Below are 24,825 nucleotides of genomic sequence, written 5' to 3'. Positions count from 1 at the left end.
TACAGGCATGTCTTCATTTGTGACAATGAAAGTTTTATTTTTTAAAACTGATAAACGTCATATGGAATAATCTGGGTACTATGAATGATTTAGGGTAAAAAGTTTGAGTTTTTATGAATAGGTCCTGATAAAGGTAAAACTGCGTTGACGGTATTAATAAAATATATTATAATTTAGTGGTGATGTATAGTTGGAACTTGAATATATTGCAAATGAAAAGGACAGAAACAGAACTGTAAAGTCAATATTGAAAAATGAATTCGGGTTATCAGGGCGAATGGTAAAAAAGCTTAAACGTAACAGCCTGATATATGTAAACTCCAGTCCGGTTTATATTACAAGCCGAGTACAGCCTGGTGATATGGTACATGTCTCCATGGATTTTGAAGAAGAATGCGATAATATTATTCCTGAAAATGTTGATATTGATGTTATTTACGAAGATGAACACATGATTATACTTAATAAACAACCGGGGATAGTGGTACATCCTACAGTAAGCCATCCTACCGGCACTCTTGCAAATGCTCTAATGTACTACCTTAAAGCCAGGGGAGTAAATAGAAAAATTAGGCCTGTAAGCCGTCTTGACCGGGATACGTCCGGAGTAATTGTCTTTGCCAAAAATCCATACATCCAAAATTTATTAACACACCAAATGTCAAATAATTTGTTTATTAAAGAATATAGAGGAATTGTCCATGGAATTTTAAGTAAAACAAAAGGTACCATCAACCTGCCAATAGCAAGGAATCCCGACAGTATTATGTTAAGACATGTTGTAAGTACCGGCAGGCCTTGTGTAACTCATTTTGAAGTATTAAAATATCTTGATAATGCAACATATCTGGGATTTATCTTGGAAACAGGAAGAACTCATCAAATAAGAGTTCATTGTCATGCTATCGGTCATCCTATTATAGGAGACTCTCTTTATTCATGCTCAAGTACAGTAATAACCAGGCAGGCCCTCCATTCATACAAGGTGGTGTTTAATCACCCCATTTCCGGACAAATCATGGAGTTTATTGCCCCTTTACCTGAAGATATGGTTAAAACCCTGGAAATATTAGGGAAATAGCGCCACCTTCAGCTAACCTTAAGGTCAATTCTTAATTTATCGGCAATCATTGCAATAAACTCTGAATTGGTAGGCTTACCTTTACCCATATTAATAGTATAGCCAAAAATAGAATTGATTGCCTCTACCCTGCCCCTATTCCATGCTACCTCAATTGCATGGCGGATTGCCCTTTCAACCCTGCTGGGTGTTGTATTATAGTCTTTTGCAATGGCAGGATAAAGTTGCTTTGTTATTGAGTTAATTATATCCAGGTCCTTTACTACCATCATTATGGCATCTCTTAGGTACTGATATCCTTTAATATGTGCAGGCACCCCTATTTCATGCATAATATTTGTTACTTCAACTTCAAGGTCTCTTTTTTCAGCTACAATATTTATGTTTTTTATGTTCATTTGATATTCGGGCTTAGGAGTTTTTAATTTGGCTACTCCCTTGAGTTGTTTAATTCTTGAAACAAGTACCTCCATATCGAAAGGTTTGACAACATAATACTCCGCTCCCAAAACCAGTGCTCTTTGAGTTATTCTGTCCTGCCCCACTGCAGAGAGTATAATAAATATGGGCCTTTTCTTTAATGGAGTAGCATTAATTTTTTCCAGTACACCAAGTCCGTCAAGATGCGGCATAATAATATCTAACACAACTACATCAGGTAAAAGGTTTGATATTAAGTCATAGGCCTCAAATCCATCTCCCGCCATACCCACTATTTCAATATCATCCTGGCTATCCATATATTCTTTGAGGATTCCTGCAAATTCTCTGTTATCATCGGCAATAACAACTCTTATTTTATTTTCAACCAATGTGATTCCCTCCTAGAAATGCATATTCTATGAAAATATTATAGTTCGCATTCGACAAAATTACAATACCGGTTTGTAAATTTTAGTTAAAAATATATTAATTAACATATTAGGTTATTGTATTATAAAATCCCCCAAAATAATACTTAAGCAGGGTTTTAGGTTGTTTTAGTATCGAAATAATTACTATATTGCTACAGAAAAAATATTTTTTAATGGACTAAATCAGTGGGAAATACTATTTCCCTACACATATTCAACAAATCAAAGATTATCGTCTTAGCCTGCTTTTCCCACATTAATAGCACTATTTTCCTGCATTTTTTTCACCATACATTCTATAAATATGCCATATCCCCTGGAAGGGTCATTTACAAGAACATGGGTTACTGCCCCCACTATTTTTCCATCCTGGATAATAGGGCTTCCCGACATACCCTGGACAATACCTCCGGTAATATCCAACAACCTTTTATCGGTAATCTTTATTATCATTCCTTTTGAGCCGTTTGTACTCCCCACGGATACCTTTTGTATTTCAATTTCATATTCATTTATTTCCTTCCCGATTATGTTGGCTAATATGGTAGCTGGCCCCTCCTTTACCTGTGATCTGATTGCAATAGGGTATAATTTTTCAGGCATCATATTTATTATAGTATGGTTAAGCTTCCCATATACACCATAAGTACTATTTACATTAACTACCCCAAGCCTGTCTTTATTTTCGGCAAAAATCCCTTTTAATTCACCAGGTGTACCGTTTTTGCTTTTTTTTACTGCAAGTATGTTTGACTCCAATATTTCGCCCGATTTTGCCGGCATTAATATCCCCGTATCAATATCGGTAATTCCATGGCCCAGGGCACCAAAATACAGGGTGTCCGGCTCATAAAAGGTTAATGTACCTATTCCTGCCGTATTATCTCTTACCCAAAGCCCTATATGATACCGTTTGTCATCAATAGATATGACAGGTTGCACGGTAATGTTATAAAACATTTCCGCTCTTCTATACCGTATATTGATTTTTCTGCCCCTACTTGCTTCAATTTCTGCAATAAGATCATTAACATTATCCATTTCTACTCCATTTACATGTGTAATAAAATCTCCAGGCTTTATTCCTGTATCTTTGACAGGGAGAATTCTTTTTCCATCTACTGTTTCAACTTCCATCATTCCGACAACAAGAATACCATCCAGTTTTAGCTTGATCCCTATTGTATTACCACAAACCGCAAGTTTTGTATTAGGTATAACATCAACTTTTATAGTTTTTAGCGGTATTAATTCCAGTATACTGATATTTAACTCTAAACTTCCTCTTTTATTACTTTTTAATAAGATAGGACTATAAACCCTGAAACCCGCTTGTCCTTCATCTTTACTTTTAAGCTGAATTATTCCATCCTTGTCAGCGCTAATTTTTATAGGAAAAATATTCTGAAATCGATATATATATTCTTCTCCTTCAAGAAGTACCAACTCTCCGGGTATTGACCAAAGGGCATATATATATATTAAGCAAACGATTATTGCAAACACTGCAAAAGAAAATCCAATTTTTTTTAATATTTTTTTAAAAGCAAACATTAGAATCCTCCCATATGCTGTCAAGAAAATTCGCTTCGCTCATGTATACTTACTTAAATAAATGTCACGCCTCCTTAAACTTAGTTTTAACCTTAATCTTAATAAGGCGTGACAGGAAAAACACTAATCATAAGTTAACCTTTTATAAAATTAATTATTCAAGCAATTTAAGGCATAAGTGGGAAAATTAATGAATTGCTGTTCTCTTAAATTTTTTTGCATTTTCCAGCATTTCACAGGCAAGGTTCCTGGTCATATCGGTAATTAAATCTCCTCCAAGAATTCTTGCAACTTCATCTGGAATTTTTTCACCCGATAATTTTGATACTTTTATTTTTGTAATATTTTTTCCAACAATCTTTTCTATTAAGAAATGATTATCTGCCATGCTGGCAATTTGAGGATGATGAGTAACACATATTACCTGGTGGTTTTTTGATAGAAAAGCCAGTTTTTCTCCTACTCTTTGAGATACTTTTCCGCTAATACCGATATCTATTTCGTCAAATATCAAAGTAGGTATTTTATCGACATCTGCAAGTATAGACTTAATGGCCAGCATTATTCTCGCCATTTCTCCACCTGAGGCAATTTTGGATAAGGGCTTTAACGGCTCGCCCACATTTGGAGAAATAAGGAATTCAACTTTATCAAGGCCATTAGGCTTAAACTTAATTCCGGCAGAACCTCCGGTCATGGAATCTTCAGTTATATCTTCCATACAAATACCGACTTTAAACCGTGCCTTTTTCATTTCCAGAGCCTCAAGCTCTTTGCAAATATTACTTTCAAGTATAACGGCAACTTCCGCCCTGGTCCGGTTTATTTCCTTTGCAAGGGCGTAAAGGCTGTTATCTACTTCTGAAAGCTGCTTTTGAAGCTCATTTATATATTCTTCACTCTTTATGATTTTATCTAATTCCTCTTCACTATTTTTACAATACTCCAGAATCTCCAATATACTATTTCCGTATTTCCTTTTCAGCCTAAAAACTAAATCCAGCCTTTCTTCTATTTGTTCCAATAAATACGGGTTGTATTCAATACTATCCCTTTCGTTCCTTATTTCTTCCCTGATATCTTCCAGCTGGTAGGAAATATCCTCCAATTTTTTAGTAATCCTATCATATTTTTCATCATAGCTTGAAATATCCTTAAGCTTTAATACCGCTTCATTAATATCATCATAGGCAGAGGTTTTTATTCGCGTGCCTGTAAAAAGCATTTCATATACGGAAGATAACACCTCTGCTATTTTGCCTGCATTTGAAAGAAGTGTCTTTTGCTTATTTAGTTCCTCTTCTTCATTAATTGCTAATTTCGCCTTTTTTATTTCATCTATCTGGTACTTTAATAAATCAATTTTCCTTTCCCTGTCTTTTTCATCCCCAAATAATTTTTGTAAGCTGTTCTTAATATCTTTTCTCTTCTCGTACAGCTCCGAATACCTTTTTTTCAAGGCCTGTATTTTTTCTCCCCCGAAAGCGTCCAACAACTCAATATGAGTCTCGCTTTTCAGAAGTGACTGGTTGTCGTACTGCCCGTGCACATCTATGAGATATCCTCCAATTTCCTTAAGAGCCGATACCGTTACCAATCTTCCATTAACCCTGCATATACTTCGTCCTGCAATGTTAAACTCACGGGATATAATCAAGGTACCGTCAGTTTCAGGTTCAATGCCGTATTTTTCGTATAATTCCGCCATTCTACTATTGTCTATTTGAAAAACTGCTTCAATTAACGCTTTGTCTTTTCCCGTCCTTATCAACTCTTTTGAAAACCTTTCTCCCAAAAGGATATTAATGGAGTCAATAATTATCGACTTTCCTGCCCCTGTCTCTCCTGTTAAAATATTCAATCCTTCCCCGAGTTCAATGCTGACCTCGTCAATTAATGCTATATTTTGAATCTCAAGCCGCAGTAGCATTTATATGACCTCGCTAAAATTAATTTATTTATTATTTGACCATCCGGTTAAATCTCTCCACCAGCTTTTCTGCAATCATTTCTGCCCTGCAAATAATCATTACAGTATCATCGCCTCCAATAGTGCCCACAATTTCAGGCCATTTAAGGGAATCAATTGCAGATGCCGCAGCCTGGGCCATACCGGGAAGGGTCTTTACCACAACTATGTTATTTGCATAATCCCCGGAAACAAAAGCTTCTGCAAATACCCTCATCAGCTTATTGGAAATCTCGCTATCACTTTGCGTTATAGATGCATACTTGGATTTTCCATCTTCAGTTAACACTTTAACAAGCCTTAACTCCTTTATGTCTCTCGATATTGTGGCCTGGGTAACATCCATACCTTCCTGTTTCAGCTTTTCTGCAAGCTCCTCCTGAGTTTCAATTTCATGCTTTTCAATTATTTCAAGAATTTTGGCATGCCTATTGTATTTCATGTTTTTTTAAACTCTCTCCTCTAAAATAGATTTTTGTCCTTAATATATCAAAAAAATTCCGCGGATTTACTCTGATAAGCTTTATTGTATAATTTGATTTTCCAATATCAATTACATCTCCGCCCCTTATTTCATAACCTTTCTGGCCATCCACGGTAACCATGGCTTTGTGGCTGTAGTCTTCGTCTACAACTGCTTTTACCATCCTGTTTCCAGCTGTTATAATTGACCTGGAATAAAGTATATGGGGACATATGGGGCTTATAATAATCAAATCGATATCCGGCTCAACAATTGGTCCCCCGGCCGATAATGAGTAAGCAGTTGACCCTGTGGGACTAGATATAATAAGGCCGTCACCAGGAAACATGTCCACAAATTCACCGTTTATGTAGGTTTTTAAATGTAAGATTCGGGATAAAGCCCCCCTTGAAATAACAACATCATTCAATGCTGTATCTTTTCTGATAACCTTTCCATCCCTTATTATTGACGCTTCAAGCATCATTCTTTCCTCTATTATATAATCGCCGCGCATAAGCCGGTCTATAGCATCTTCTATATCATTTTTCTCAACCTCAGTAAGAAAGCCCAGATTCCCAAGGTTTATGCCAAGTATGGGTAAATTCTTTTTATAAACCATACGGGCAACTTTAAGAAAAGTTCCATCTCCGCCAAGACATATAACCATTTGGGCCTCTTTAAGAATATCTTTTTCATTCTTCGTTTTCACCAGATTATGACTGTAGCTATTTCCATGCAAACTAAGCTTTTCTGCCACATCAGAAGACAACAACATCTTGACACCCATGTTGCACATACTGTCTGCAAGAATACGGGTATATCTCAAATCCTTATCTCTATTCCTGTTAACAATTACACCTATTGTCTTCATATTTATTCCCGTTATCTCATTATATGTCATCAATTCCCAAATGAATCATCTTCTTAATAATGTCTTATGCTTACAATTATATAAAACATACCAAATTAAGTCAAATTGTTTTGTTTATTAAATGGGATTGCATGACAACCTTTTTTATTTCGTCTTCTATAATACTCTTATCAATGCTTTTATCAGTCAACTTGTTTTGCTTGGAAAGGTACAAAAGGTATTCAATGTTTCCTTCAGTCCCTTTTATAGGAGAGTAGGTCAAGCCCTTTACTTTAAGTCCGATGTCTATGGCAAATATAATAATATCCTGCAATACCTCCATATGGGTTTCGGGGTTACGTACTACACCCCTTTTTCCCACCTTTTTCCTTCCTGCCTCAAATTGGGGTTTTACAAGACATATCATTTCACCCTCTTCCTTAATCAGGCCAGCAACAACAGGTATTACTTTTTTCAAGGATATAAATGAAACATCTATTGTGGCAAAATCTGCAACAATACCTATGTTTTCAGGTTTTATATATCTTATATTTATCCGTTCCATGCATATAACCCGTTCATCATTCCTCAATTCCCATGCAAGCTGGCCATACCCTACATCAATTGCGACTACTTTTATTGCACCATTTTTCAGCATACAGTCTGTAAAACCGCCGGTAGAGGCACCTACATCAATAGCTGTTTTTCCTTTCAAGTCTATGCCGAAGAACTCCAACGCTTTTTCAAGCTTAAGCCCTCCCCGACTAACATATGGATTAATATTATCCTTAACCTCTATCTCTGCAGTCGGGTTGAATTTTGCACCCGGCTTATCTTCCTTAACGCCGTCTACAAACACAACACCTGCCATAATAGACTTCTGTGCCTTCTCCCTGCTATCAAAATATCCTCTCTTAACTAATAAAACATCCAGTCTCTCTTTTTCCAATTTATACCTCCGCTCCATTGCGTCAATTAAGCTCCCGCCTAAAGAAGCAAGAAACTTCTTGATGTTTAGGTTAGACACACTAATCCAATGCTTATCAACATTTCAGCCAACTATTACTTTCACTATTGAATCAACATCCAATCCATACTTCCTGTAAAGGCTTTCTCTGGAGCCATGAGGAATTGGCTCATTTGGGAATCCCAATATCTTAATATCAATGTATTTTCCATTTTGCCCAATATACCTTCCCTTTTTGCCCATAAGAAACCCTTTTCTATTAACCAACTCAAGAATGCTGCTCCCAAAGCCTCCATCCACTATACCATCCTCAATAGTTACAATCCTGCCTGTTTTAACCCCCGAAGCCAATATAAGATTTTCATCAAGGGGTTTTATAAACCTCGGATTTATTACCTCGGCTGAAATTCCCCTTTCTTCAAGTTTTCGGGCCACTTCCAGAGAAATACCCACCATATTCCCAACTGGCAGTATAGTCAAATCCCCGCCCTCTTTCAGCAATACGCCTTTTCCATACTCTACAGGCATCACGGAGGGGTCGATCATGTTAACTGCACCTTTCATATCAGCCGCATCAATAACCCTCACAGCTCCTTTACCCCGTGGATATCTTATAGCTATGGGGCCATTATGTTCAAAAATTGCATATCTTAACATTGCTGCAAGCTCGGTATAATCTGCCGGCGCCAGTATGGATATGTTGGGCATATGCCTTATATAGCATATATCATATACACCTTGGTGAGTTTCACCGTCTTCACCCACAATACCTGCCCTGTCAACAGCCAGTACCACATGAAGATTCTGCAGTGAAACGTCATGAAGTATTTGATCGTAAGCCCTCTGCAAAAAAGACGAATATATGCACACTACCGGTTTAAGGCCATTGGAAGCCAACCCTGCCGCAAATGTAACTGCATGTTGCTCTGCAATCCCTACATCAAAAAAGCGATCCGGAAATTTTTGAGAAAACAAGTTAAGGCCTGTACCATGAGGCATTGCAGCAGTAATTGCTACAATATCCTTATCCTCTTCAGCCAGTTTTACCAATTCGTTACCGAATATATCGGAAAAACACGGACCATTATTAACTTTTACTTCCCCTGTCTCTATTTCAAAGGGAGATATCCCGTGATACTCGTCAGGCTTTTTTTCAGCAAAAGAATACCCCTTCCCTTTTTGTGTACACACATGAATAAATATGGGACCTTTCATCTTCTTAGCCCTTGATAATACATCAACCATCTTTTGAATATTGTGTCCATCAATAGGTCCAAGGTATTTAAACCCTAGTTCTTCAAAAATTATCCCAGGCATTATCATATATTTAATTGTACCCTTTGCCCTATCAAGCATCCTTGCAGCACTTTTGCCTATAGCAGGTATTTTATTCAAAATAAAATCCAAATCTTCTCTGACTTTAAAATAAATTGGTTCTGACCTTATCTGGCTTAAATAACTGGAAAGCCCGCCTACATTTTTAGCTATTGACATCTCATTATCGTTTAAAACTACTATAAGATTAGTAGTGGAGCGGCCGGCATCATTAAGGGCTTCAAAAGCTATTCCTCCTGTCAATGCCCCATCGCCTACAACTGATACCACAGAATAATTCTCTCTTTTTAAATCCCTGGCTTTTGCAATTCCAAGGGCAGCAGATATTGCCGTACTGCTATGACCTGTATTAAAAAAGTCATGAGGACTTTCTGATGTTTTTGGAAAACCAGCAAGACCGTTAAACTTTCTTAATGTGTTAAAATATTCTTTTCTACCGGTAATAATCTTATGGACATAAGACTGATGGCCTACATCCCATATTATCTTATCTTCCGGTGTATTAAAGACTCTATGGAGAGCCAAAGTCAATTCAACTATTCCAAGGTTTGATGCTATATGCCCCCCTGTTTCCGATACATGCTCTATTAAGAATTTTCTCAACTCTTCTGCAAGCTGGTCCAACTCTGAAAAACTAAGTTCCTTAATATCCTGGGGGGAATTAATTCTACTCAAGATCGTCGTCAGTTTTATTACCTCTCTTCCAACTCTTTCTTAGTTTTTTAATATTAAATAGGTCTATTTTACTACTAATAAATTGTAATACAACTCCTACTTTATATGCTATATAATTACTATTTGATATTGCCACGGTTTTTCCCATTGCTTTACCCCCCACAGTAACGGCTGCAATAGTACCACTGACAACCAGTCCATATAATGTTGATTCCAGTGTACCTTTACTCTGGGTGATTCTTATTACAATTAAGGCGCCTGCCGTACCGCTTATTATTCCGCATATATCTCCCACAACATCATTGCAAAAGCTTGACACTTTATTAGCATTTCTTATTAGTTTTATAGAACGCTTTGCTCCAAAGTATTTCCTTGACGCCATTGCATGAAAAGGCGCCTCATCAGCTGCTGTAACCGCAATTCCGATAATATCGAAAACTATGCCTATAAGGACAATAACAAAGACGATAATAAAGGCAGCCATGTTACTTGTGTTCTGCAACATTAATTCTGAAACTAAAAGGAAAAAGACCGACATTACGAAAGATAATAACGTTATAAAGACTATCCATTTTTTATTTTCTTTTTTTCCGCCTACCAAATTCTTCTTAAACTTAACTTTCTTTTCATTTGAAGGCGGCTTAGAATTATCATCCACTAGAAAAAACCCTCCAGAGATTACATTTTAATGAGGGTGGTAGTATATTGAGTAAATTTTGCGGCTTAGGTCAGGCAGGTTTTCCCCTGGATATACTGAAATGTCGCCATTCCAGCAGTTCCCTTTTAAATATCCAGTTACTCCGTTACCGGAAGTAAGGCCTGATTACCACTTAGTCCACACTGCAATCCTCAATATACCTCCTCAAGGAACAGTCTAGGAGATTTCCTCATCAAGAATATTCGCTTTTTAGCCTCTTTTGCAGGTTTGGTTTCAAATAGCGATAATGTAAATATATCGGCCAATATATTTACATCTGGTCTATTATCCACCAAACTCACTCAAGGCAGGCTACACTGTACACAGCACCTTAAGGTACCGCATAACAGGTTTAATCCCATCTCGTAAGCATAAGCCACCCTCTTCATTGGTTGCAAGTGGCACTCTTCCTACAAGGAAGGGTCTCCACGGTAAAGGGGTCTACCCCTGCATGCCATTGCAGGTCGCCCCTAAACCTTAACTCCCAGCATCAGCCCACCACTGGGCGTAGCAAGCCGACACCAGGAACTTCATCGATATGCCCTTAAACGGATTTTTAGGCCCGTCTTCAAAAGCGGTATCCCTGACTAGAATACTGCACCACCCTCGCTTATTATCAAAGTTGTAGTATAATATTCTACAACAGAATAAACGCTATTACAAGAATATGTACTGTTCAAATTAGTCTTTTGAATCCACGGGTTTGATTTTAAATAACCTTATCATTCTAATACTCACTTATGTTCTCTCTGTATACTCTAATCTTCAATTCTTCCTTTTTCCTATATAAAATGCCAGACTTTTTAAAAAGCCGGCTTTATCTCCAAATTTCTCCAAAGCTGCAATTCCATCATATATTAAGTTTTCAAGCTTTATTTTAGCTTCACAAATCCCATATAATGTTACAAAAGTAGATTTTCTTCTAGATGCATCCTTTCCTGTCTGTTTGCCCAGTAATTCCAAATTCCCTTCTACATCAAGAATGTCATCTTTTACTTGAAATGCTAAACCAATATTCTCAGAATACCTCTCTAAACAATCCATATCATTTTTATCCAATTTCATTATTATAGCCGGTACCATAACAGATGCCTTTATTAATGCACCGGTCTTGCATTTATGCATATATTCAAGCAATTCCCGGTCAATAAACCGGCCCTCTGATTCTATATCGATAACCTGGCCTCCTATCATACCTGAAACACCAGCCGCCTTTGCAATAAAATTTATAGCCCGTATCCTGGCTTCCAAACCATCTCCTATATTATTACTCACATTTTTTAGAATACTATCTGTCATTAATTCAAAGGCATAAGTAAGGAGGCCATCTCCTGCAAGGATTGCCCTGGCCTCGCCATACACCTTGTGATTTGTCGGTTTTCCACGTCTGTAATCGTCATTATCCATTGCCGGCAAATCGTCATGAATAAGAGAATAAGTATGTATCATTTCAATAGCACAGGCATATGGAAGAATATCCATTACATCTCCCCCAAGCATTTCACACACTGCCAATGACAAAACCGGCCTGATTCTTTTTCCTCCTGCTGTCAAGCTATATTTCATAGCTTCATATATGCTTTTTTCAGGAGCTTCCTTTTCAGTGATAACCCTTGCTAAAGAATCATTTATATATTCAACCCAGGCATTATATTTCGCCTTGAACTCAGTTTCTTCACTAAGCTTCATCATTTCCGCCATCTTTCACTTCAAAAATTTCCTCCTTTATATTTCCTTTTTCTTCTTCAATTAACATGGTTATTCTTCTCTCAACCTCATCCAGTTTCTTACTACAATATCTTGAAAGCTCTACACCTCTCTGGAAATACTCAATAGACTCTTCAAGAGACAACTCACCCTTTTCCAGCTTCTGTACAATCTCTTCCAATTCATTCATAGCTTCCTCAAAAGTTTTGCAATCCTTCTTCACATTACTCCCCCATTCTTATTAGTATACTTGATTGGTATACTTGGTTGATTCAACTGAAGCATCAATTACTCCATCTTTTAAAGCAATTTCAATTTCATCCCCGCTTTTAACATCGTTTGCTGATTTAATGAGTTTATTATCAGGCTTCGATCTCACTATGCCATATCCCCTGGCCAATACATTAAGTGGACTTAACATATCCAGTTTATCTATTAGAAAAACTATACGCATTTTGGCCTTTTCCTTTTGGGTTAACAATGCGTTGTACATGTACCTGCCCAGATTATCCAGCCTTATTCTTTCCTGGTTTATCCTGTTATACGGCTGTCTGAATGCAATGCTTCCAGCCAACCTTGCATATCTAACCCGGTTAATATTTATACTCTTTAATAAAGCATTCTGCAACCTAAGTTTCAGATCTGCTGTTTTTTGCTTTAAAATCCTCTTTTCAGGTACAACTATTTCTGCTGCTGCCGAAGGTGTAGGTGCCCTGACATCTGCAACAAAATCGGCTACTGTAAAATCCGTTTCATGTCCTACCGCAGATATAATAGGTATATTCGATTCGTATATGCTTCTTGCAACAATCTCCTCGTTAAAAGGCCATAATTCCTCCAGGGAACCCCCTCCTCTTGCAAGAATTATAACATCAACGCAATTCAACCTATTCAAAACTTTTATTGCCCGGGAAATCATGGGAGCTGCCTGTTCTCCCTGGACTGCAACAGGATATAACTTAATTTCAATGTTTGGAAATCTCCTGCTTACCACATTAATTATATCTCTTATAACCGCTCCTGTAGAGGATGTTATTACTCCTATAGATTTGGGCAGGTACGGAAGTTTCTTTTTTACACTCTTATCAAAAAGCCCTTCAGCCTCAAGTTTCTTCTTTAACTGTTCAAAAGCAAGATAAAGACTCCCAAGACCATCCGGCTGCATTTCTTCAATATAAAGTTGATATTGGCCATCCCTTTCAAAAACCGAAACATACCCTCTTGCCATTACCTTAATGCCGTTTTCAGGCAAAAACTTTAAGCCGTATGTCTGTCCTTTGAACATTACACATTTTATTAGGCTTTTCTCATCTTTTAGTGTAAAATACATATGGCCGGAATAATGATATTTATAATTCGATATTTCCCCTTTTACCCACAAATTGGCTAAAATTAAATCTCTGGATAATATTTCTTTTATGTATCTATTTAATTCAGAAACTGTTAAAATATATTGCATTGTACTATATATTCTCCGCTATTTTATTATTTGCAATTTAGGTATTTTGCTGAGTATTCCGTTTATAAATGAACCCGATTCCTTGGTACTAAACTTTTTAGCCATCTCTACGGCCTCATTTACGGATACATTGTAAGGTATATCTTCCCTGAACAGAATCTCATAAATACCTACCCTCAGTATAGATAAATCAACCTTTGATATCCTATTCAATTTCCATCCTATTGCATGTTTTTCAATAAGCTCATCGATTTTCTCTATATTGTTTAATACACCATAAACTATATCTCTAATATATTGACTATCCTTGCTGCTAAAAGACTTGCTTTCCAAGGCATAATTAATTTGCCACTCCCTGTCTTCCTTTTGTATCTCTGTTTGGTATACCAGCTTCATAGCAACTTCCCTGGATGCTCTCCGGCCCATATTAGTTTACCTCCTGGTCAAAAATTAATATATAAGCTACTTATACATCCTCGGAGGAAACAACCTATCTTTTAAATTCCTTATAAAGTTTTTGTCTTCACTTATATTCTTTCCAATATAATAACCCAATCCGATACATAAAGCAACAAACAGCACTTTAAAAAAACCAAAAATTAGAAACGCCACACCTACTACAAGCCCTATAATTCCACCAATAATTGCACCCCGGTGGGAATTATAATATTCAGCCAGGTTTCTTCTCCAATCCATAACATTCCACTCCCTTTGTTATATTTCATGCTTATTCGGCTTTTTGTTTCGGTAAAGGTCCCGAATAAATATTTTCAATAAAAACTCTAACATCCGCAACCATTACCCCCGAACTCTCTTCAACTGCATTTTTTACAGTCTCCTGTATTTCATTTGATATTACAGGAATGATAATGTCAGGCAATACTGATGCTTTAATTGTTATTGAAACATTATCGTCAACCTTGGACACAAATGCTCTTACATCCCTTATGCCGCTGAATTTCCCCGCAGCATTCAATGCAATATTCTCAATAGAATTCAAGGATATTTTAACTTCACCTATATTAGTATATTTGCTTATAGCTTTTTTATCCCTGTCAGTTTTTAACCCCGCTATTAAAAATATAATTGCTGATATTAAAAGAAACAACGAAATTATTATGATAACAACAGTAGAATAATAACCTGATGAAATGCTCGCATCCAATCTATAATATATATTACTCAATACTCCATTATTTATGGCAATAAACATTGCTAATATCGCCACAAATATAAAACATAAAGCATATATTACAAGAAGAACCCGCAACAAAATATTCATAACATATATCCTCCTAATCCTTATTTTCTTAAGTTTTGGTTATTTTTATATTTTATAATATTATTATAGTTTATTTTACAAAAAAAATAAACCCCAAACAAAGGGTTTTTCATTATATGTGAGGATTTTACGCCCGAAGTCTGACAACGCAATGCCACGCTTATCATGCTTTTCAAATCAAATTATAATTCTGCTTCAGTATTTATCTCAGCCATTTCCTTTTTGCTTTCTTTTCCTATATTGATGCCTTGTATATGAATATTTACTTCTGTTACGGTAAGGCCGGTCATATTTTCTACGGATTTCTTGACCTTCTCCTGTATGTTCCATGCTACTTCAGGGATACGAACACCATATTCAACTATAATATACAGGTCTATTAAAGCTTCTTTTTCTCCTACTTCCACTTTCACACCTTTTGACAGGCTCTTCATACCAAGAGCTTCGGCAATCCCCCCTGCAAACCCTCCACTCATACTTGCAACGCCCGGGACTTCAACAGCTGCAAGACCGGCAATTATTGCAACTACATCCTCGGTAATTCTTACTGTACCAATATTATTTCCACCAATATTATTTCCGGCATTAACATCGATTTCATCCATAGCAATACCCCCACTAATCTATTATTGTGACAATCAAATTATACCACTTATATAAACTAAAAGCAAATTTTGAGTTGTTTTTGGGGTTAAAATTTATTCTTAATAATTATTTTATCTATATCTACATTAGCCTGCCTGGAAACAATATCGGTAATCTGGGCAACCTGGGAGGCTGTCAATGTTGGTGCCTTAACAATTATATCAACACTTCCGTCATCTGCAAATAAGGCAATGACATCATCAAAACCCTGTTTTTTAATAAGTGCTTCAATTCTCATTTCTTTGTCTGAGACATCTATTAAAGCCATCATTTTATTATATGCCTGTTCTTTTACTTCGGCACTTGCCTTTTCGTCTTCCGCTATACTCCTGAAACTATCGGCGTCCCTACTCCTGGTTATTTCCTTTTCCAGTTTAGTTTGTGCAAAATAATCTTCCGCCTCTTTTGAAGCAGTTACAATCTTTCCTTTTTCTTCACTTTCATCTTTATTCGTTTCCTGGTTATCACCCTTTGCACTTTCTAATTCCTGGGTGTCTACATACACTGCTTCTCCAAGCCTGCCGGTCTCCTCATCATTTTCCGAATATCCGCTTTTTTTGTAGCTGTACTGAATATAACCGGCAATAACTATCATAAGCACAAGTGTCAATATAACAATTTGTCGCCTTTTTAAGATAGTCACCATAAAACCCCCTCTTTCCACTATATTTACACTACCGGTTTTCTGATAATCTTCTTTTCATTCATATATATATTCTTATTAAAATAAATTTATATCTACTTCATAAAATTTTGTCCATTTACTTTTTTCTCATAAACACCTGTACTTTATGGGGCGGCACATCCATAAGTGTTTGTACGGCCCTAACCAGGTTCTCTTTTACAACAGGTTCATTTGCTCCATCAGCCACCACTACCACGCCCTTTACCTCGGGGCTCTTCTCTTTTAAGATTATTGGCTTTTTAGTGCCGCTCTGGACTTCTTCATATGCAATCTTCTCTTCAATGTCCCTTTGGGTAATTATCCTTGAACCTCCGCTATTATCTTCTTCATGAGTATCATTCTCGCTCCTTCTTGTATCATATGCGGGAACCTTTTCACTTCCGGATACATAAGTTATCATAACACTAACTTTACCGGCACCTGCTATCTGTGAAAGAATTGATTCCAGTTTTTCTTCCATACTGTAATTTTCCCCATCCCTTAGAACGCTAATACCTTCTCCAGCACTTCCATCTTCAGCATTTCCATCACTTTTCCTGTTTTCCCGGAGGTATTCCTGGTCTATACTTGTATCTTTTTTCTGAAAAAGCGTCCCTCCTGCAACAATTATTATAATGCCTATAATTATAATAATAATACAGTTTTCGATAACTCTCTTTTTGTCCTGATTTGAAATTATATCTTTAATATGGTTAAAAATCTTGTTCACTAAAACACACCCCTCACTTCATTTGAAAGATATGACAATATCTTCCCTTTTTATCATTAGGGACCTGCTTATCCTATCTTCCAGTGTTTCTACAATTTTATTTTTAAGCTTATCTTCAATATCTCTTTCCCTGCTTGTATCTTTTTGTTCTATTTGTCCTATATTAATTTTAACTTCATCAATTTTTCTAACAGGAGCAATAATAGGGTCTAAGTCCCCCTGTCGGTTCTCATTATCAATTACTATATTCACATAAACCCTTTTTATTTCCCCAAATCTTTGTGAATTATAATCTTCGTTTAAAATAACATCTGCCTCTGCATCTCTAACCTCTTCAACCCCCTTCGCAATTTCTATAATTTGCTCAATCAATCTTTTCCTGTAAACTTTGACAATTTGCTTGATCTGTTCTTCCCTAAATTCTGTGTTGGTAACATCTACTTCCGTTATAACGCTAAAGCTATTGTCTATAGCATTAAGCCAATTTAAATCATAACCCTTTAATAAAAACTTTAAAAAAGGTTGAATAATGGTAATAATCAAAATAAACCCGGATATCAAATTTACAAATTTCTTTGTTTTACCTGAAGGAATTAATAGTTCTATAAATACCAAAAGGACAGCTATAACTGCTATATTTAAAACCCAGTCCTTAAGAAACTCTAACATCTCCCTGACGGATGCCCAAACATCCTACCTCCTTCCCCTCCCTCATTTCACCTTATCATGGCCGACAAATTACCTGCCACAACAATAGCAGTAATAGCAACTATAAACATAAAAGCTACTACAGCCACAGCTCCTATAATTAGTATCATGGAATTTGCAATATCATTTATGCAATTTGTAATTCTTTTATCTGATATAGGTTCAACTAATGCGCAGGTTATTTTATATAGTAAGGTAATTGCTGCAATTTTTATGATAGGTATAAGGCATATTGCAATTAATCCTATCATCACAATAGCCCCTGCCGCATTTTTTATTAAAAGTGAACAGCCTATCACCATATCGGCAGCATCCGAAAGGTAGCCGCCTACTACAGGAATAAATGTACCTATGGCAAATTTTATTGTTTTACTTGCAACTCCATCTACGACAGCACCCACTGACCCCTGGACAGTAATTATCCCTATAAAAACCGTCAGTATAATTCCAATTGATATGGTGCCTATTTTTTTTACTAACTCTGACAACTTTGATAAATGTACTTTATCGGATATGTTGTTTATTATTGAAAGCACAGTTGACAAGAATATAAGAGGCATAAACACATTTTTAATAAATGTTGCAGCTATTTCTACAACCATTATTAATATTGGTTGAAAAATCCCTCCTGATGCCACATTTCCACCTGAAATTAAAAGGGTTACCATTATCGGCACCGTGGCATACATAAATCCTACCATCCTCTCAACTACACCAACTCCAAGGGCTGAGGCCTCTTTAAAACCAATAACCATTAAAGACACTCCAACTATATAGCAAATAAAAAAGGCAAGCTCCCCAACACCTTCTCTTAAAAACGATGCCTGCAAATTTTTTAATAATGCGCATAAGACAATTAGTATAATAAGCTTTAACAAAATGTGTAGATTAAGATATACTTCCTGGGTAAAGAAAACAAAGCTCCTCTTAACCAAGTCTTTTACATTAAACTTTAAATTACCCTTTATAATATCCTGTATCATTTTTTCCGGGCTATACCCGCCGAAAAGCTTTTCCATCTGATTTAAAGAATATTCTTCGATGTATTCTTTTAGTTGCTTTATTTCGGCCGATTGAATCTGGTTTTCCAATAATTCTTTTTGTATATTTTCTATATTTTCTATAGAAGCATCTTCCCTTTGACTGTTCTCTTGGGCATTAACATCCACATTTAAACTAAAAATAAATAGAATTATCAATAATATCAGGATAATTATACAAGTCTCTCTTTTGTTGCTTAGCTTCATTTTTATCCCACCTTAAATTTATGCTTAAGGCATAATTTTTATAATAAGTTCAAGCAAAGATGTAATAATTGGAATGGCCATTATTGCAATCAGGACTTTACCTGCAAGCTCAATTTTAGATGCTATTGCATTTTCGCCTGCATCCCTGCATATTTCAGCGCCGAACTCAGCTATATAAGCAATGCCGATAATTTTAAACAATGCCGGGAGATATTGTATATCCATGTTAGCCCTCCCGGAGTAAATTTTTATAAGGTCAAATACCGGTGCAAGCTTACCGATAATTAAAACGAATATTATTATACCTGCCAATATACTTGCCTGAATTGCAATTTCCGGTCTAAAAGTTCTTAATGTAGTAATTAAAATAGCTGCCACAACTCCAAATGCTACTACCTGAAATATATCCACTTCTATCATCCACCTTGTTCGGTTGCCGTTTTGTATTACTTTCCATTAAAAATGAAACATTGTTTTAATAAGGTTAAACAAGTTTACAATTTCTTTTGCAACCATAAGTAATACCAAGACCAACCCTGAAAGGGTTGTAAGCATTGCAAGCTCTTCGCGGCCTGACTGTTTTAGTACTGCATTAAGAATCGATACCAATACACCTATTGCCGCTATTCTGAAAATAAGATCTATATTCATAATCTTACCTTTCCCCTCATCTTGTAAATTCACGGCAGTTCCTGAATATAACTGACACAGTAAGTTAAATTAAAACTAAAACTGCTGCAATCCCTCCCAACAAACCCAATGTTTTATATAAAGTTTCATTTCTCTTCTTATTCTCTTCAGCTTTTTTTTCCTGCAGGCTTAATTGGTGAAGTACAAAACCGGTATTTTTTATTTGGCCCTCAATGTCGGAATTTCCTAACATTTTACCGAAAGCTAACAAGATATCCCTGTCTTCCTCATTTAAGGCTGTTTTATGTATATTTTCCGTTATAGCCATCTCCCAGGCACAGGATGCATTTAAACTAGAGTCGTTTTTTAAGTTTTCAACTGTAGCTTTGAAGAAGTCTTTTACCGGACTATCAACTGATTTATAAATCCTTTCAAATGCTTCCGGAATATAGCTTGAGAGGAACCTAATCTCATTTTCCAGCATCCGGATCATGCCCTGTAAATCTCTCAGCTGCACAGGTCTTTTTGAACAGTCTCCGGATATAAAATATCCTATAAAACTTGATGCTGAAATCACCATAATACTTCCAATTATTTTGAGCATCATAAATATCCTCTCCCATAATATCCACTCCCGCTGTTTCTTCTGTAAATTAAGTCCATACTTGTCCCATCAATTATCTCTTCAATTGTCCCTGGGCCATTAGCGTTACTTAAAACAATGTATCTTTCAAATATTTTTTCTTCAATAAGGCTTAAAACCTCCCGTCTGCTTTTTAGTTCGGATATATTGAAACCATGGGCCGTTGCAACTATTTTTACCCCGGCATTCAATATGGTTACAATCGAATCTTTATCTCCCTGATCTCCTATTTCGTCTGTCACAATGACCTGGGGAGACATGGAACGTACCATCATTATCATACCTATTGACTTTGGACATGCATCCAGGACATCAGTACGCATCCCGATATCAAACTGGGGAAGTCCTTTATGGCAAGCTGCTATTTCGGATCGTTCATCCACTAAACCTACTTTCATTCCTTTTAAACCAATTTCCTTTACACCATTGCTCAAGACCCGTGTCATATCCCTTAATAACGTAGTTTTTCCACACTGGGGAGGTGATACAATCAACGTATTGCAAACTTGATTTTTATTTTCCAAAATATATTTTATGATTTTTAAAGCACATCCCTTTATTTCCTTGGAAATTCTTATATTCAAGCTGGAAATATCCTTTATGTTAACCACTTTTCTACCCTCGGTTATTGTTTTACCTGCTATCCCTACCCTATGTCCCCCCACTAAAGTCAAAAATCCGTTTCTTATATCGTCCTGGAAAGCGTAGATGGAATTTCTGCTCATTATTTCGAGGGTTTTTAATATGTCGTCCTGCTTTACAATAAAGGCATTGTCATCATTTTTAGTTAAATTACCTTCATTATTGATAAACCAGTCTTCGTAATAATTTTGCAAAATAAGGGGCCTATTGGCGCGAAGCCTTATTTCTTCAAAGTATTCAAGCCTTTCAGGATTGACCTTCATTAAAACTTCCCGGATTTCTTTTGAAACATACCGGATAATCTCGTTGTACTTATCATAATATACACTCATTTTAGCCCCCCATTTTCGTAAAGTAAGTTAATATGTTATTTACTAATATGTCATTTAATTAATATATTAATATTTATATTTGTCCAAATTTATGACATAAAAAAAACAGGTTGTCCACATTTATTGCAATGGTTACCATGTCTCTTAAGTCGCCTATTCTTCTCCCGCCTATTGAGGAGGGGAGAATTCTTGGCAAGTTAAGTTAAATTTTAAACCGGTATTTTTTTAAACTGGGCGCGGTTTAAACAAGAATGCTTTGGTCATCAAAAAAGAAAAAAGATTTTTGCTTACGAGAAGGAATTTGGCATTTTATGCAGAATGTATTGAATGTATTGATTTTACATTAATATAAGTTGCATGAAACAATGTTATAAGGTGTATGAAACAATGGTTATTGTTAAAAGTCGGTTTCTTTTTGCTTATATCAACAAGTTTTTGTAGTACCATTTAAAGCTACACCTAGATGCCATAAGTTTTATTGTAAAGTTTCATAGCTTCATCGCTTATTTCCTCAATAGACATTCCCTCAAACAAATCTCTTTGCCATTTCGTATAGTCAAATGGCTCACGAATAATTAGCGATATAAACTTTTCAGCATCTACATTCCCTAACTTTTCTATTAAAATCTTCATACCGGTATTTACTAAAACAGTATTAGTCATTTTTTGTTCCCTCCCATATTTTAAGGTAGTGTCAAAAGTTTTTACTCTTAAAATGGTTCAAACGCTTTATTATCAAGGCCTAGATAGTTTCAACCCTACTACCCCCCTGATTTTGTCAGATTTTTACTTTCATCCTCTTGAAAACTACCTCACTCTGCGTCTGAATTTTTGTCAAGGCCGGGCTGGAAGCCCGTTCATTTCAGCCTTGACAAAAATTCAAGGATGCAGATTACAATTATGCCAGAGGATGAAAATCATTCATCCGAACAAATGTTTTTCATAAATCTTTTGACACTACCGTATACAATTATAGCACATGCTATAGCATTTAACAATCTTTGAATGCAGGTTCTTATTCGGTGTTTTCTCCCCCCGTCCACGGAAACATATCCAATTCCTCCTAACAGCCCATAAAGCCTTGCACCGCAAGGCTTTATGGGCTGTGTTTTCTTTTGATGGAAACCACGCACTCCACATGTCTGGAGTGAGTATTATTGACAAACACGAAACGTGCTACCGGAATGAATAACTGAATCTTGTAAATCATATTAATTGTATAAAACCGTTTAGAATGGTAACTATTATAATATACACAACCGAAAGGAGAATTTTATGAAACTATATTTCTCAAAAAAAAGGAAGGCCTCATATATATGCTTGCTAAGGTGGATACATGTCATTAGCTATACAAATAAGAATTTTCATATTTCAGAAACTAAATCTTACTACTTATTAGAAATCAGCTAAATTTAATCATCAATCAGTATCCTCTTATTAAGTTTTTCACATATTAGCTTGTAGTCTTTTTCATTTGTAGTGTATAGCAAAGTGTCCTCTGGAACCTCATTGCTAATAATTGCATCTCCAATCTTCCAGCACCTTTGACCATAAGGTTTTTTATTATCTTGTCTTATTTCTTTCAAAGTTTTGATTATATCACACACATTGGACTTATCTATATCTTCGTCAATAATTAATGATTCAATTAATTGGAAATTTTTTAAATTTTTCTTAATAAAATCACATATTTTACATTGTTCTTTCATTCTGACATTACAGTTAAATTTGATTTTCCAGAATCCATCCTCATATTCGGGTTCAGCCTTTGCTCTTAAACATTCAGTTTCATTTAGTAAAGGGGTAGTAATATTTCGATAAAACCTTGATTCGAATAGATCTTCTATAAGCATATTTAAACGTCTTTCAACGTTCACTTTATCCATATTTCCATCTTCAGTTAGAAAGCTAAAAATCTTTAGAACTCGTGAATATTGCCCCGTAGAATAGACAACCGAACAAAGCCTGTCTAATGCCTCATTTGTCGTTTCAGATTGCTGTAAAAGATTATAAAATGTAATAGCATTCCGTAATAGGTTGAACTTCATCTCACCCAATACATAACTACTAGATAAAAGTTGCATCTCTTTTAGATTATTATTAATTTTGTTACGTCTAGGTAAATTAGAAAAGTTTCTATCTATCTGAATAGTTGTTTCCAAAAAAACTTTACTACTCATTTTATCCCCCATAAATCCAATCAAGTCCACTATTAAGTAGGTTATTGTCAATATTCCTCACATCATCTCTAGTAGCTTTACCGCTAGTTATAATTAATAATCCTTGTTTTATTATATCTAAATGTTCTACTGATAAATTTTCAGGTTTTACTTTCTTTATTAAATCATGAATAATAATTGAAATTCTCATAAGATATTTTTCGTTTGTATTAGTTTCATCCAAACTTTCAACAATTTCATCAAGTAATTTTTGAACTAATCCAAAATTATATATTCTATAATGAATATCATAAAATTCTTCTTCCAAATCGTCAATTTTAGATTTTAATTTTCTGAACAGCATCTGTAATGTTGCATTTATTTTATCTTTTGACTCTCTGTAAGTTTTTTTACTTTCCACTTGTTGAAAATATTTTTTATATTGCTGAACTATTTCCAAAATTTGTTTCTGCACTTCATAACTTTGAATGGACAAGTTTTGGTTATATAAAATTTCTTCATAAATCTTTTTTGTTGATATATACGTGTTTAACTGTACTGTGTCTAAGTTTATTAGTTTACTCAACTTTTATCACCCTCACTTTCTAACGCCTTTTTAATATCACTAAAAATGTCTATAAAATAGTCTATATCTGATAAATCACAATTAATACAAACCGTTTCTTCTGCTTCATTTAAAGAGAATAATTTTGCAATTGGGTTTGATTGTGAATTAGGCTTACTTATATTCAAATTTAGAGTAGCATATAAAAGTTCAGGAAGATTTCCTTCGGTATCCGCAAATAACTTTTTGCTAACTTCCCAGTCAATAGAAGTTATACTTTTAACTTTTGATGTGCTTTTTATCAAATGAGTATTTTTAATTTTTGTATCTATCAATATATCTTTAACAATTTTTAACTTTGCACTAAAGTCCTCCTTTTCATCCTCTTCAAGAGGTCTACCATTAAAACTTATAGTATCTGGTAATTCATTAAGTATATGTGAAATTAATCTTGGTATTTCAATATCAATTAGGTAATATGCATATTTTTCCTTGATCTTTTCTTTCTCACAAAACCTTTTAATCTCATCTTTATCAGTAACTATTAGCTTAATTATGTCTTCTGTAGGTATAAAAATCTTAATTCTATTATTATCAATTAAGCCCTTTACAAAGGTGGTAACTGCACTAAACTCCCCAATTTTTGGTTTTTTTTCTTTCATAATTATTCTCCTCATAAATATATATTTTTATATTATACTTCTACATAACTTTAAAAAATCCTTCCATTATATTATTAAATTTTTGTTAATAATTACAATTTAGAAATTTAATATCTCATTTTTTGGATACAGTAAATGGAAAGTGGTGAATTAACTAAAAAATACCAATGCATTAAATCTACTGTATGTGTTAATGTAATAATAAACAGTGGAGGCCATTAATATTGATCCTGAATAGCACTTGAAGAAAAATATCTCTTTTTTACAAATTTATCTACTTGTGTAATGACAATTTAATTTCA

General features: G+C 35.3%; 28 protein-coding genes. 1 reads left to right on the top strand and 27 read right to left on the bottom strand.

Features of this window, described 5'->3' with window-relative positions:
- Nucleotides 1-190: 190 nt before the first annotated feature.
- Nucleotides 191-1,081 carry an RluA family pseudouridine synthase gene (locus HPY74_11970; protein ID NSW91367.1) on the top strand — a complete coding sequence of 297 codons (891 nt, stop codon included), beginning with the start codon at nucleotides 191-193 and terminating at the stop codon, nucleotides 1,079-1,081.
- 8 nt (nucleotides 1,082-1,089) lie between these two features.
- On the opposite strand, the gene spo0A is transcribed toward HPY74_11970, so the two are convergent.
- The 27 genes from spo0A to HPY74_11835 all read right to left on the bottom strand — a co-directional run bounded on the left by spo0A (nucleotide 1,090) and on the right by HPY74_11835 (nucleotide 24,523).
- A complete protein-coding gene (gene spo0A, locus HPY74_11965) occupies nucleotides 1,090-1,893 on the bottom strand; it encodes a sporulation transcription factor Spo0A (GenBank protein ID NSW91366.1) in 804 nt (267 codons plus the stop codon).
- 279 nt (nucleotides 1,894-2,172) lie between these two features.
- Nucleotides 2,173-3,489, bottom strand: a complete 1,317-nt coding sequence (gene spoIVB, locus HPY74_11960; protein NSW91365.1) for a SpoIVB peptidase — start codon at nucleotides 3,487-3,489, stop codon at nucleotides 2,173-2,175.
- 187 nt (nucleotides 3,490-3,676) lie between these two features.
- On the bottom strand, nucleotides 3,677-5,419 hold the full coding sequence (gene recN / locus HPY74_11955; GenBank protein NSW91364.1) for a DNA repair protein RecN: 1,743 nt from the start codon (nucleotides 5,417-5,419) through the stop codon (nucleotides 3,677-3,679).
- Between the two features lie 31 nt (nucleotides 5,420-5,450).
- On the bottom strand, nucleotides 5,451-5,900 hold the full coding sequence (locus tag HPY74_11950) for an arginine repressor (GenBank protein NSW91363.1): 450 nt from the start codon (nucleotides 5,898-5,900) through the stop codon (nucleotides 5,451-5,453).
- On the bottom strand, nucleotides 5,887-6,795 hold the full coding sequence (locus HPY74_11945) for an NAD(+)/NADH kinase (GenBank protein ID NSW91362.1): 909 nt from the start codon (nucleotides 6,793-6,795) through the stop codon (nucleotides 5,887-5,889). Before HPY74_11945 ends, HPY74_11950 begins: the two co-directional genes overlap by 14 nt.
- A gap of 100 nt (nucleotides 6,796-6,895) precedes the next feature.
- Nucleotides 6,896-7,723, bottom strand: a complete 828-nt coding sequence (locus tag HPY74_11940) for a TlyA family RNA methyltransferase (GenBank protein ID NSW91361.1) — start codon at nucleotides 7,721-7,723, stop codon at nucleotides 6,896-6,898.
- Between the two features lie 102 nt (nucleotides 7,724-7,825).
- Complete coding sequence (locus tag HPY74_11935; GenBank protein NSW91360.1) at nucleotides 7,826-9,751, bottom strand: 1-deoxy-D-xylulose-5-phosphate synthase; 1,926 nt, start codon at nucleotides 9,749-9,751, stop codon at nucleotides 7,826-7,828.
- The gene (locus tag HPY74_11930) at nucleotides 9,744-10,409 is read right to left on the bottom strand and encodes an Mg2+ and Co2+ transporter CorB (GenBank protein ID NSW91359.1); all 666 of its coding nucleotides are present in this window, start codon (nucleotides 10,407-10,409) and stop codon (nucleotides 9,744-9,746) included. The genes HPY74_11935 and HPY74_11930 overlap by 8 nt, the downstream gene beginning before the upstream one ends.
- Nucleotides 10,410-11,213: 804 nt before the next feature.
- Nucleotides 11,214-12,140: a polyprenyl synthetase family protein gene (locus HPY74_11925; GenBank protein NSW91358.1), complete on the bottom strand. Its 927-nt coding sequence runs from the start codon at nucleotides 12,138-12,140 to the stop codon at nucleotides 11,214-11,216.
- Nucleotides 12,127-12,378 carry an exodeoxyribonuclease VII small subunit gene (gene xseB / locus HPY74_11920; protein ID NSW91357.1) on the bottom strand — a complete coding sequence of 84 codons (252 nt, stop codon included), beginning with the start codon at nucleotides 12,376-12,378 and terminating at the stop codon, nucleotides 12,127-12,129. Before xseB ends, HPY74_11925 begins: the two co-directional genes overlap by 14 nt.
- A gap of 18 nt (nucleotides 12,379-12,396) precedes the next feature.
- Nucleotides 12,397-13,614: an exodeoxyribonuclease VII large subunit gene (locus HPY74_11915; GenBank protein ID NSW91356.1), complete on the bottom strand. Its 1,218-nt coding sequence runs from the start codon at nucleotides 13,612-13,614 to the stop codon at nucleotides 12,397-12,399.
- 18 nt (nucleotides 13,615-13,632) lie between these two features.
- A complete protein-coding gene (gene nusB, locus HPY74_11910; GenBank protein NSW91355.1) occupies nucleotides 13,633-14,040 on the bottom strand; it encodes a transcription antitermination factor NusB in 408 nt (135 codons plus the stop codon).
- Between the two features lie 36 nt (nucleotides 14,041-14,076).
- Complete coding sequence (locus HPY74_11905) at nucleotides 14,077-14,310, bottom strand: DUF2273 domain-containing protein (GenBank protein ID NSW91354.1); 234 nt, start codon at nucleotides 14,308-14,310, stop codon at nucleotides 14,077-14,079.
- Nucleotides 14,311-14,341: 31 nt separating this feature from the next.
- Entirely contained in the window at nucleotides 14,342-14,896 is a 555-nt protein-coding gene (gene amaP / locus HPY74_11900; GenBank protein NSW91353.1) for an alkaline shock response membrane anchor protein AmaP, read from the bottom strand.
- Between the two features lie 182 nt (nucleotides 14,897-15,078).
- Complete coding sequence (locus HPY74_11895) at nucleotides 15,079-15,501, bottom strand: Asp23/Gls24 family envelope stress response protein (GenBank protein ID NSW91352.1); 423 nt, start codon at nucleotides 15,499-15,501, stop codon at nucleotides 15,079-15,081.
- A gap of 86 nt (nucleotides 15,502-15,587) precedes the next feature.
- Nucleotides 15,588-16,184 (bottom strand): SpoIIIAH-like family protein, encoded by a 597-nt coding sequence (locus tag HPY74_11890; GenBank protein NSW91351.1) that lies wholly within the window; start codon nucleotides 16,182-16,184, stop codon nucleotides 15,588-15,590.
- Between the two features lie 118 nt (nucleotides 16,185-16,302).
- Nucleotides 16,303-16,935 (bottom strand): stage III sporulation protein AG, encoded by a 633-nt coding sequence (locus HPY74_11885; protein ID NSW91350.1) that lies wholly within the window; start codon nucleotides 16,933-16,935, stop codon nucleotides 16,303-16,305.
- A gap of 18 nt (nucleotides 16,936-16,953) precedes the next feature.
- Complete coding sequence (gene spoIIIAF / locus HPY74_11880) at nucleotides 16,954-17,604, bottom strand: stage III sporulation protein AF (protein NSW91349.1); 651 nt, start codon at nucleotides 17,602-17,604, stop codon at nucleotides 16,954-16,956.
- Between the two features lie 47 nt (nucleotides 17,605-17,651).
- A complete protein-coding gene (gene spoIIIAE, locus HPY74_11875; protein ID NSW91348.1) occupies nucleotides 17,652-18,890 on the bottom strand; it encodes a stage III sporulation protein AE in 1,239 nt (412 codons plus the stop codon).
- 24 nt (nucleotides 18,891-18,914) lie between these two features.
- A complete protein-coding gene (gene spoIIIAD, locus HPY74_11870; protein ID NSW91347.1) occupies nucleotides 18,915-19,301 on the bottom strand; it encodes a stage III sporulation protein AD in 387 nt (128 codons plus the stop codon).
- A gap of 45 nt (nucleotides 19,302-19,346) precedes the next feature.
- Nucleotides 19,347-19,541, bottom strand: coding sequence for a stage III sporulation protein AC (gene spoIIIAC, locus HPY74_11865; GenBank protein NSW91346.1), 195 nt, complete (start codon nucleotides 19,539-19,541; stop codon nucleotides 19,347-19,349).
- Nucleotides 19,542-19,605: 64 nt separating this feature from the next.
- Complete coding sequence (gene spoIIIAB, locus HPY74_11860; protein NSW91345.1) at nucleotides 19,606-20,127, bottom strand: stage III sporulation protein AB; 522 nt, start codon at nucleotides 20,125-20,127, stop codon at nucleotides 19,606-19,608.
- Nucleotides 20,124-21,137 (bottom strand): stage III sporulation protein AA, encoded by a 1,014-nt coding sequence (spoIIIAA, locus tag HPY74_11855; GenBank protein ID NSW91344.1) that lies wholly within the window; start codon nucleotides 21,135-21,137, stop codon nucleotides 20,124-20,126. The genes spoIIIAB and spoIIIAA overlap by 4 nt, the downstream gene beginning before the upstream one ends.
- A gap of 459 nt (nucleotides 21,138-21,596) precedes the next feature.
- Nucleotides 21,597-21,800 carry a hypothetical protein gene (locus HPY74_11850; protein ID NSW91343.1) on the bottom strand — a complete coding sequence of 68 codons (204 nt, stop codon included), beginning with the start codon at nucleotides 21,798-21,800 and terminating at the stop codon, nucleotides 21,597-21,599.
- A gap of 749 nt (nucleotides 21,801-22,549) precedes the next feature.
- Nucleotides 22,550-23,317: a hypothetical protein gene (locus HPY74_11845; protein NSW91342.1), complete on the bottom strand. Its 768-nt coding sequence runs from the start codon at nucleotides 23,315-23,317 to the stop codon at nucleotides 22,550-22,552.
- 1 nt (nucleotide 23,318) lies between these two features.
- Nucleotides 23,319-23,882 (bottom strand): hypothetical protein, encoded by a 564-nt coding sequence (locus tag HPY74_11840; protein ID NSW91341.1) that lies wholly within the window; start codon nucleotides 23,880-23,882, stop codon nucleotides 23,319-23,321.
- A complete protein-coding gene (locus HPY74_11835) occupies nucleotides 23,879-24,523 on the bottom strand; it encodes a hypothetical protein (GenBank protein NSW91340.1) in 645 nt (214 codons plus the stop codon). The genes HPY74_11840 and HPY74_11835 overlap by 4 nt, the downstream gene beginning before the upstream one ends.
- Between the last annotated feature and the right edge of the window lie 302 nt (nucleotides 24,524-24,825).

The organism is Bacillota bacterium, from assembly GCA_013314855.1.
Lineage (GTDB): Bacteria > Bacillota > Clostridia > Acetivibrionales > DUMC01 > Ch48.
Note: the sequence above shows the minus strand (reverse complement) of the source record. Positions and strands in the feature narration are given on the sequence as shown.

What these genes read in the sequence shown, in the direction of transcription:
- HPY74_11845 (NSW91342.1), bottom strand. Translation starts at nt 23,317, where the DNA reads ATGAGTAGTAAAGTTTTTTTGGAAACAACTATTCAGATAGATAGAAAC.
- amaP (NSW91353.1), bottom strand. Translation starts at nt 14,896, where the DNA reads ATGAATATTTTGTTGCGGGTTCTTCTTGTAATATATGCTTTATGTTTT.
- HPY74_11950 (NSW91363.1), bottom strand. Translation starts at nt 5,900, where the DNA reads ATGAAATACAATAGGCATGCCAAAATTCTTGAAATAATTGAAAAGCAT.
- HPY74_11925 (NSW91358.1), bottom strand. Translation starts at nt 12,140, where the DNA reads ATGATGAAGCTTAGTGAAGAAACTGAGTTCAAGGCGAAATATAATGCC.
- HPY74_11895 (NSW91352.1), bottom strand. Translation starts at nt 15,501, where the DNA reads ATGGATGAAATCGATGTTAATGCCGGAAATAATATTGGTGGAAATAAT.
- spoIVB (NSW91365.1), bottom strand. Translation starts at nt 3,489, where the DNA reads ATGTTTGCTTTTAAAAAAATATTAAAAAAAATTGGATTTTCTTTTGCA.
- spoIIIAB (NSW91345.1), bottom strand. Translation starts at nt 20,127, where the DNA reads ATGATGCTCAAAATAATTGGAAGTATTATGGTGATTTCAGCATCAAGT.
- HPY74_11945 (NSW91362.1), bottom strand. Translation starts at nt 6,795, where the DNA reads ATGAAGACAATAGGTGTAATTGTTAACAGGAATAGAGATAAGGATTTG.
- HPY74_11850 (NSW91343.1), bottom strand. Translation starts at nt 21,800, where the DNA reads ATGACTAATACTGTTTTAGTAAATACCGGTATGAAGATTTTAATAGAA.
- spoIIIAF (NSW91349.1), bottom strand. Translation starts at nt 17,604, where the DNA reads ATGTTAGAGTTTCTTAAGGACTGGGTTTTAAATATAGCAGTTATAGCT.
- spoIIIAC (NSW91346.1), bottom strand. Translation starts at nt 19,541, where the DNA reads ATGAATATAGATCTTATTTTCAGAATAGCGGCAATAGGTGTATTGGTA.
- spoIIIAE (NSW91348.1), bottom strand. Translation starts at nt 18,890, where the DNA reads ATGAAGCTAAGCAACAAAAGAGAGACTTGTATAATTATCCTGATATTA.
- spoIIIAA (NSW91344.1), bottom strand. Translation starts at nt 21,137, where the DNA reads ATGAGTGTATATTATGATAAGTACAACGAGATTATCCGGTATGTTTCA.
- HPY74_11915 (NSW91356.1), bottom strand. Translation starts at nt 13,614, where the DNA reads ATGCAATATATTTTAACAGTTTCTGAATTAAATAGATACATAAAAGAA.
- nusB (NSW91355.1), bottom strand. Translation starts at nt 14,040, where the DNA reads ATGGGCCGGAGAGCATCCAGGGAAGTTGCTATGAAGCTGGTATACCAA.
- recN (NSW91364.1), bottom strand. Translation starts at nt 5,419, where the DNA reads ATGCTACTGCGGCTTGAGATTCAAAATATAGCATTAATTGACGAGGTC.
- HPY74_11905 (NSW91354.1), bottom strand. Translation starts at nt 14,310, where the DNA reads ATGGATTGGAGAAGAAACCTGGCTGAATATTATAATTCCCACCGGGGT.
- HPY74_11835 (NSW91340.1), bottom strand. Translation starts at nt 24,523, where the DNA reads ATGAAAGAAAAAAAACCAAAAATTGGGGAGTTTAGTGCAGTTACCACC.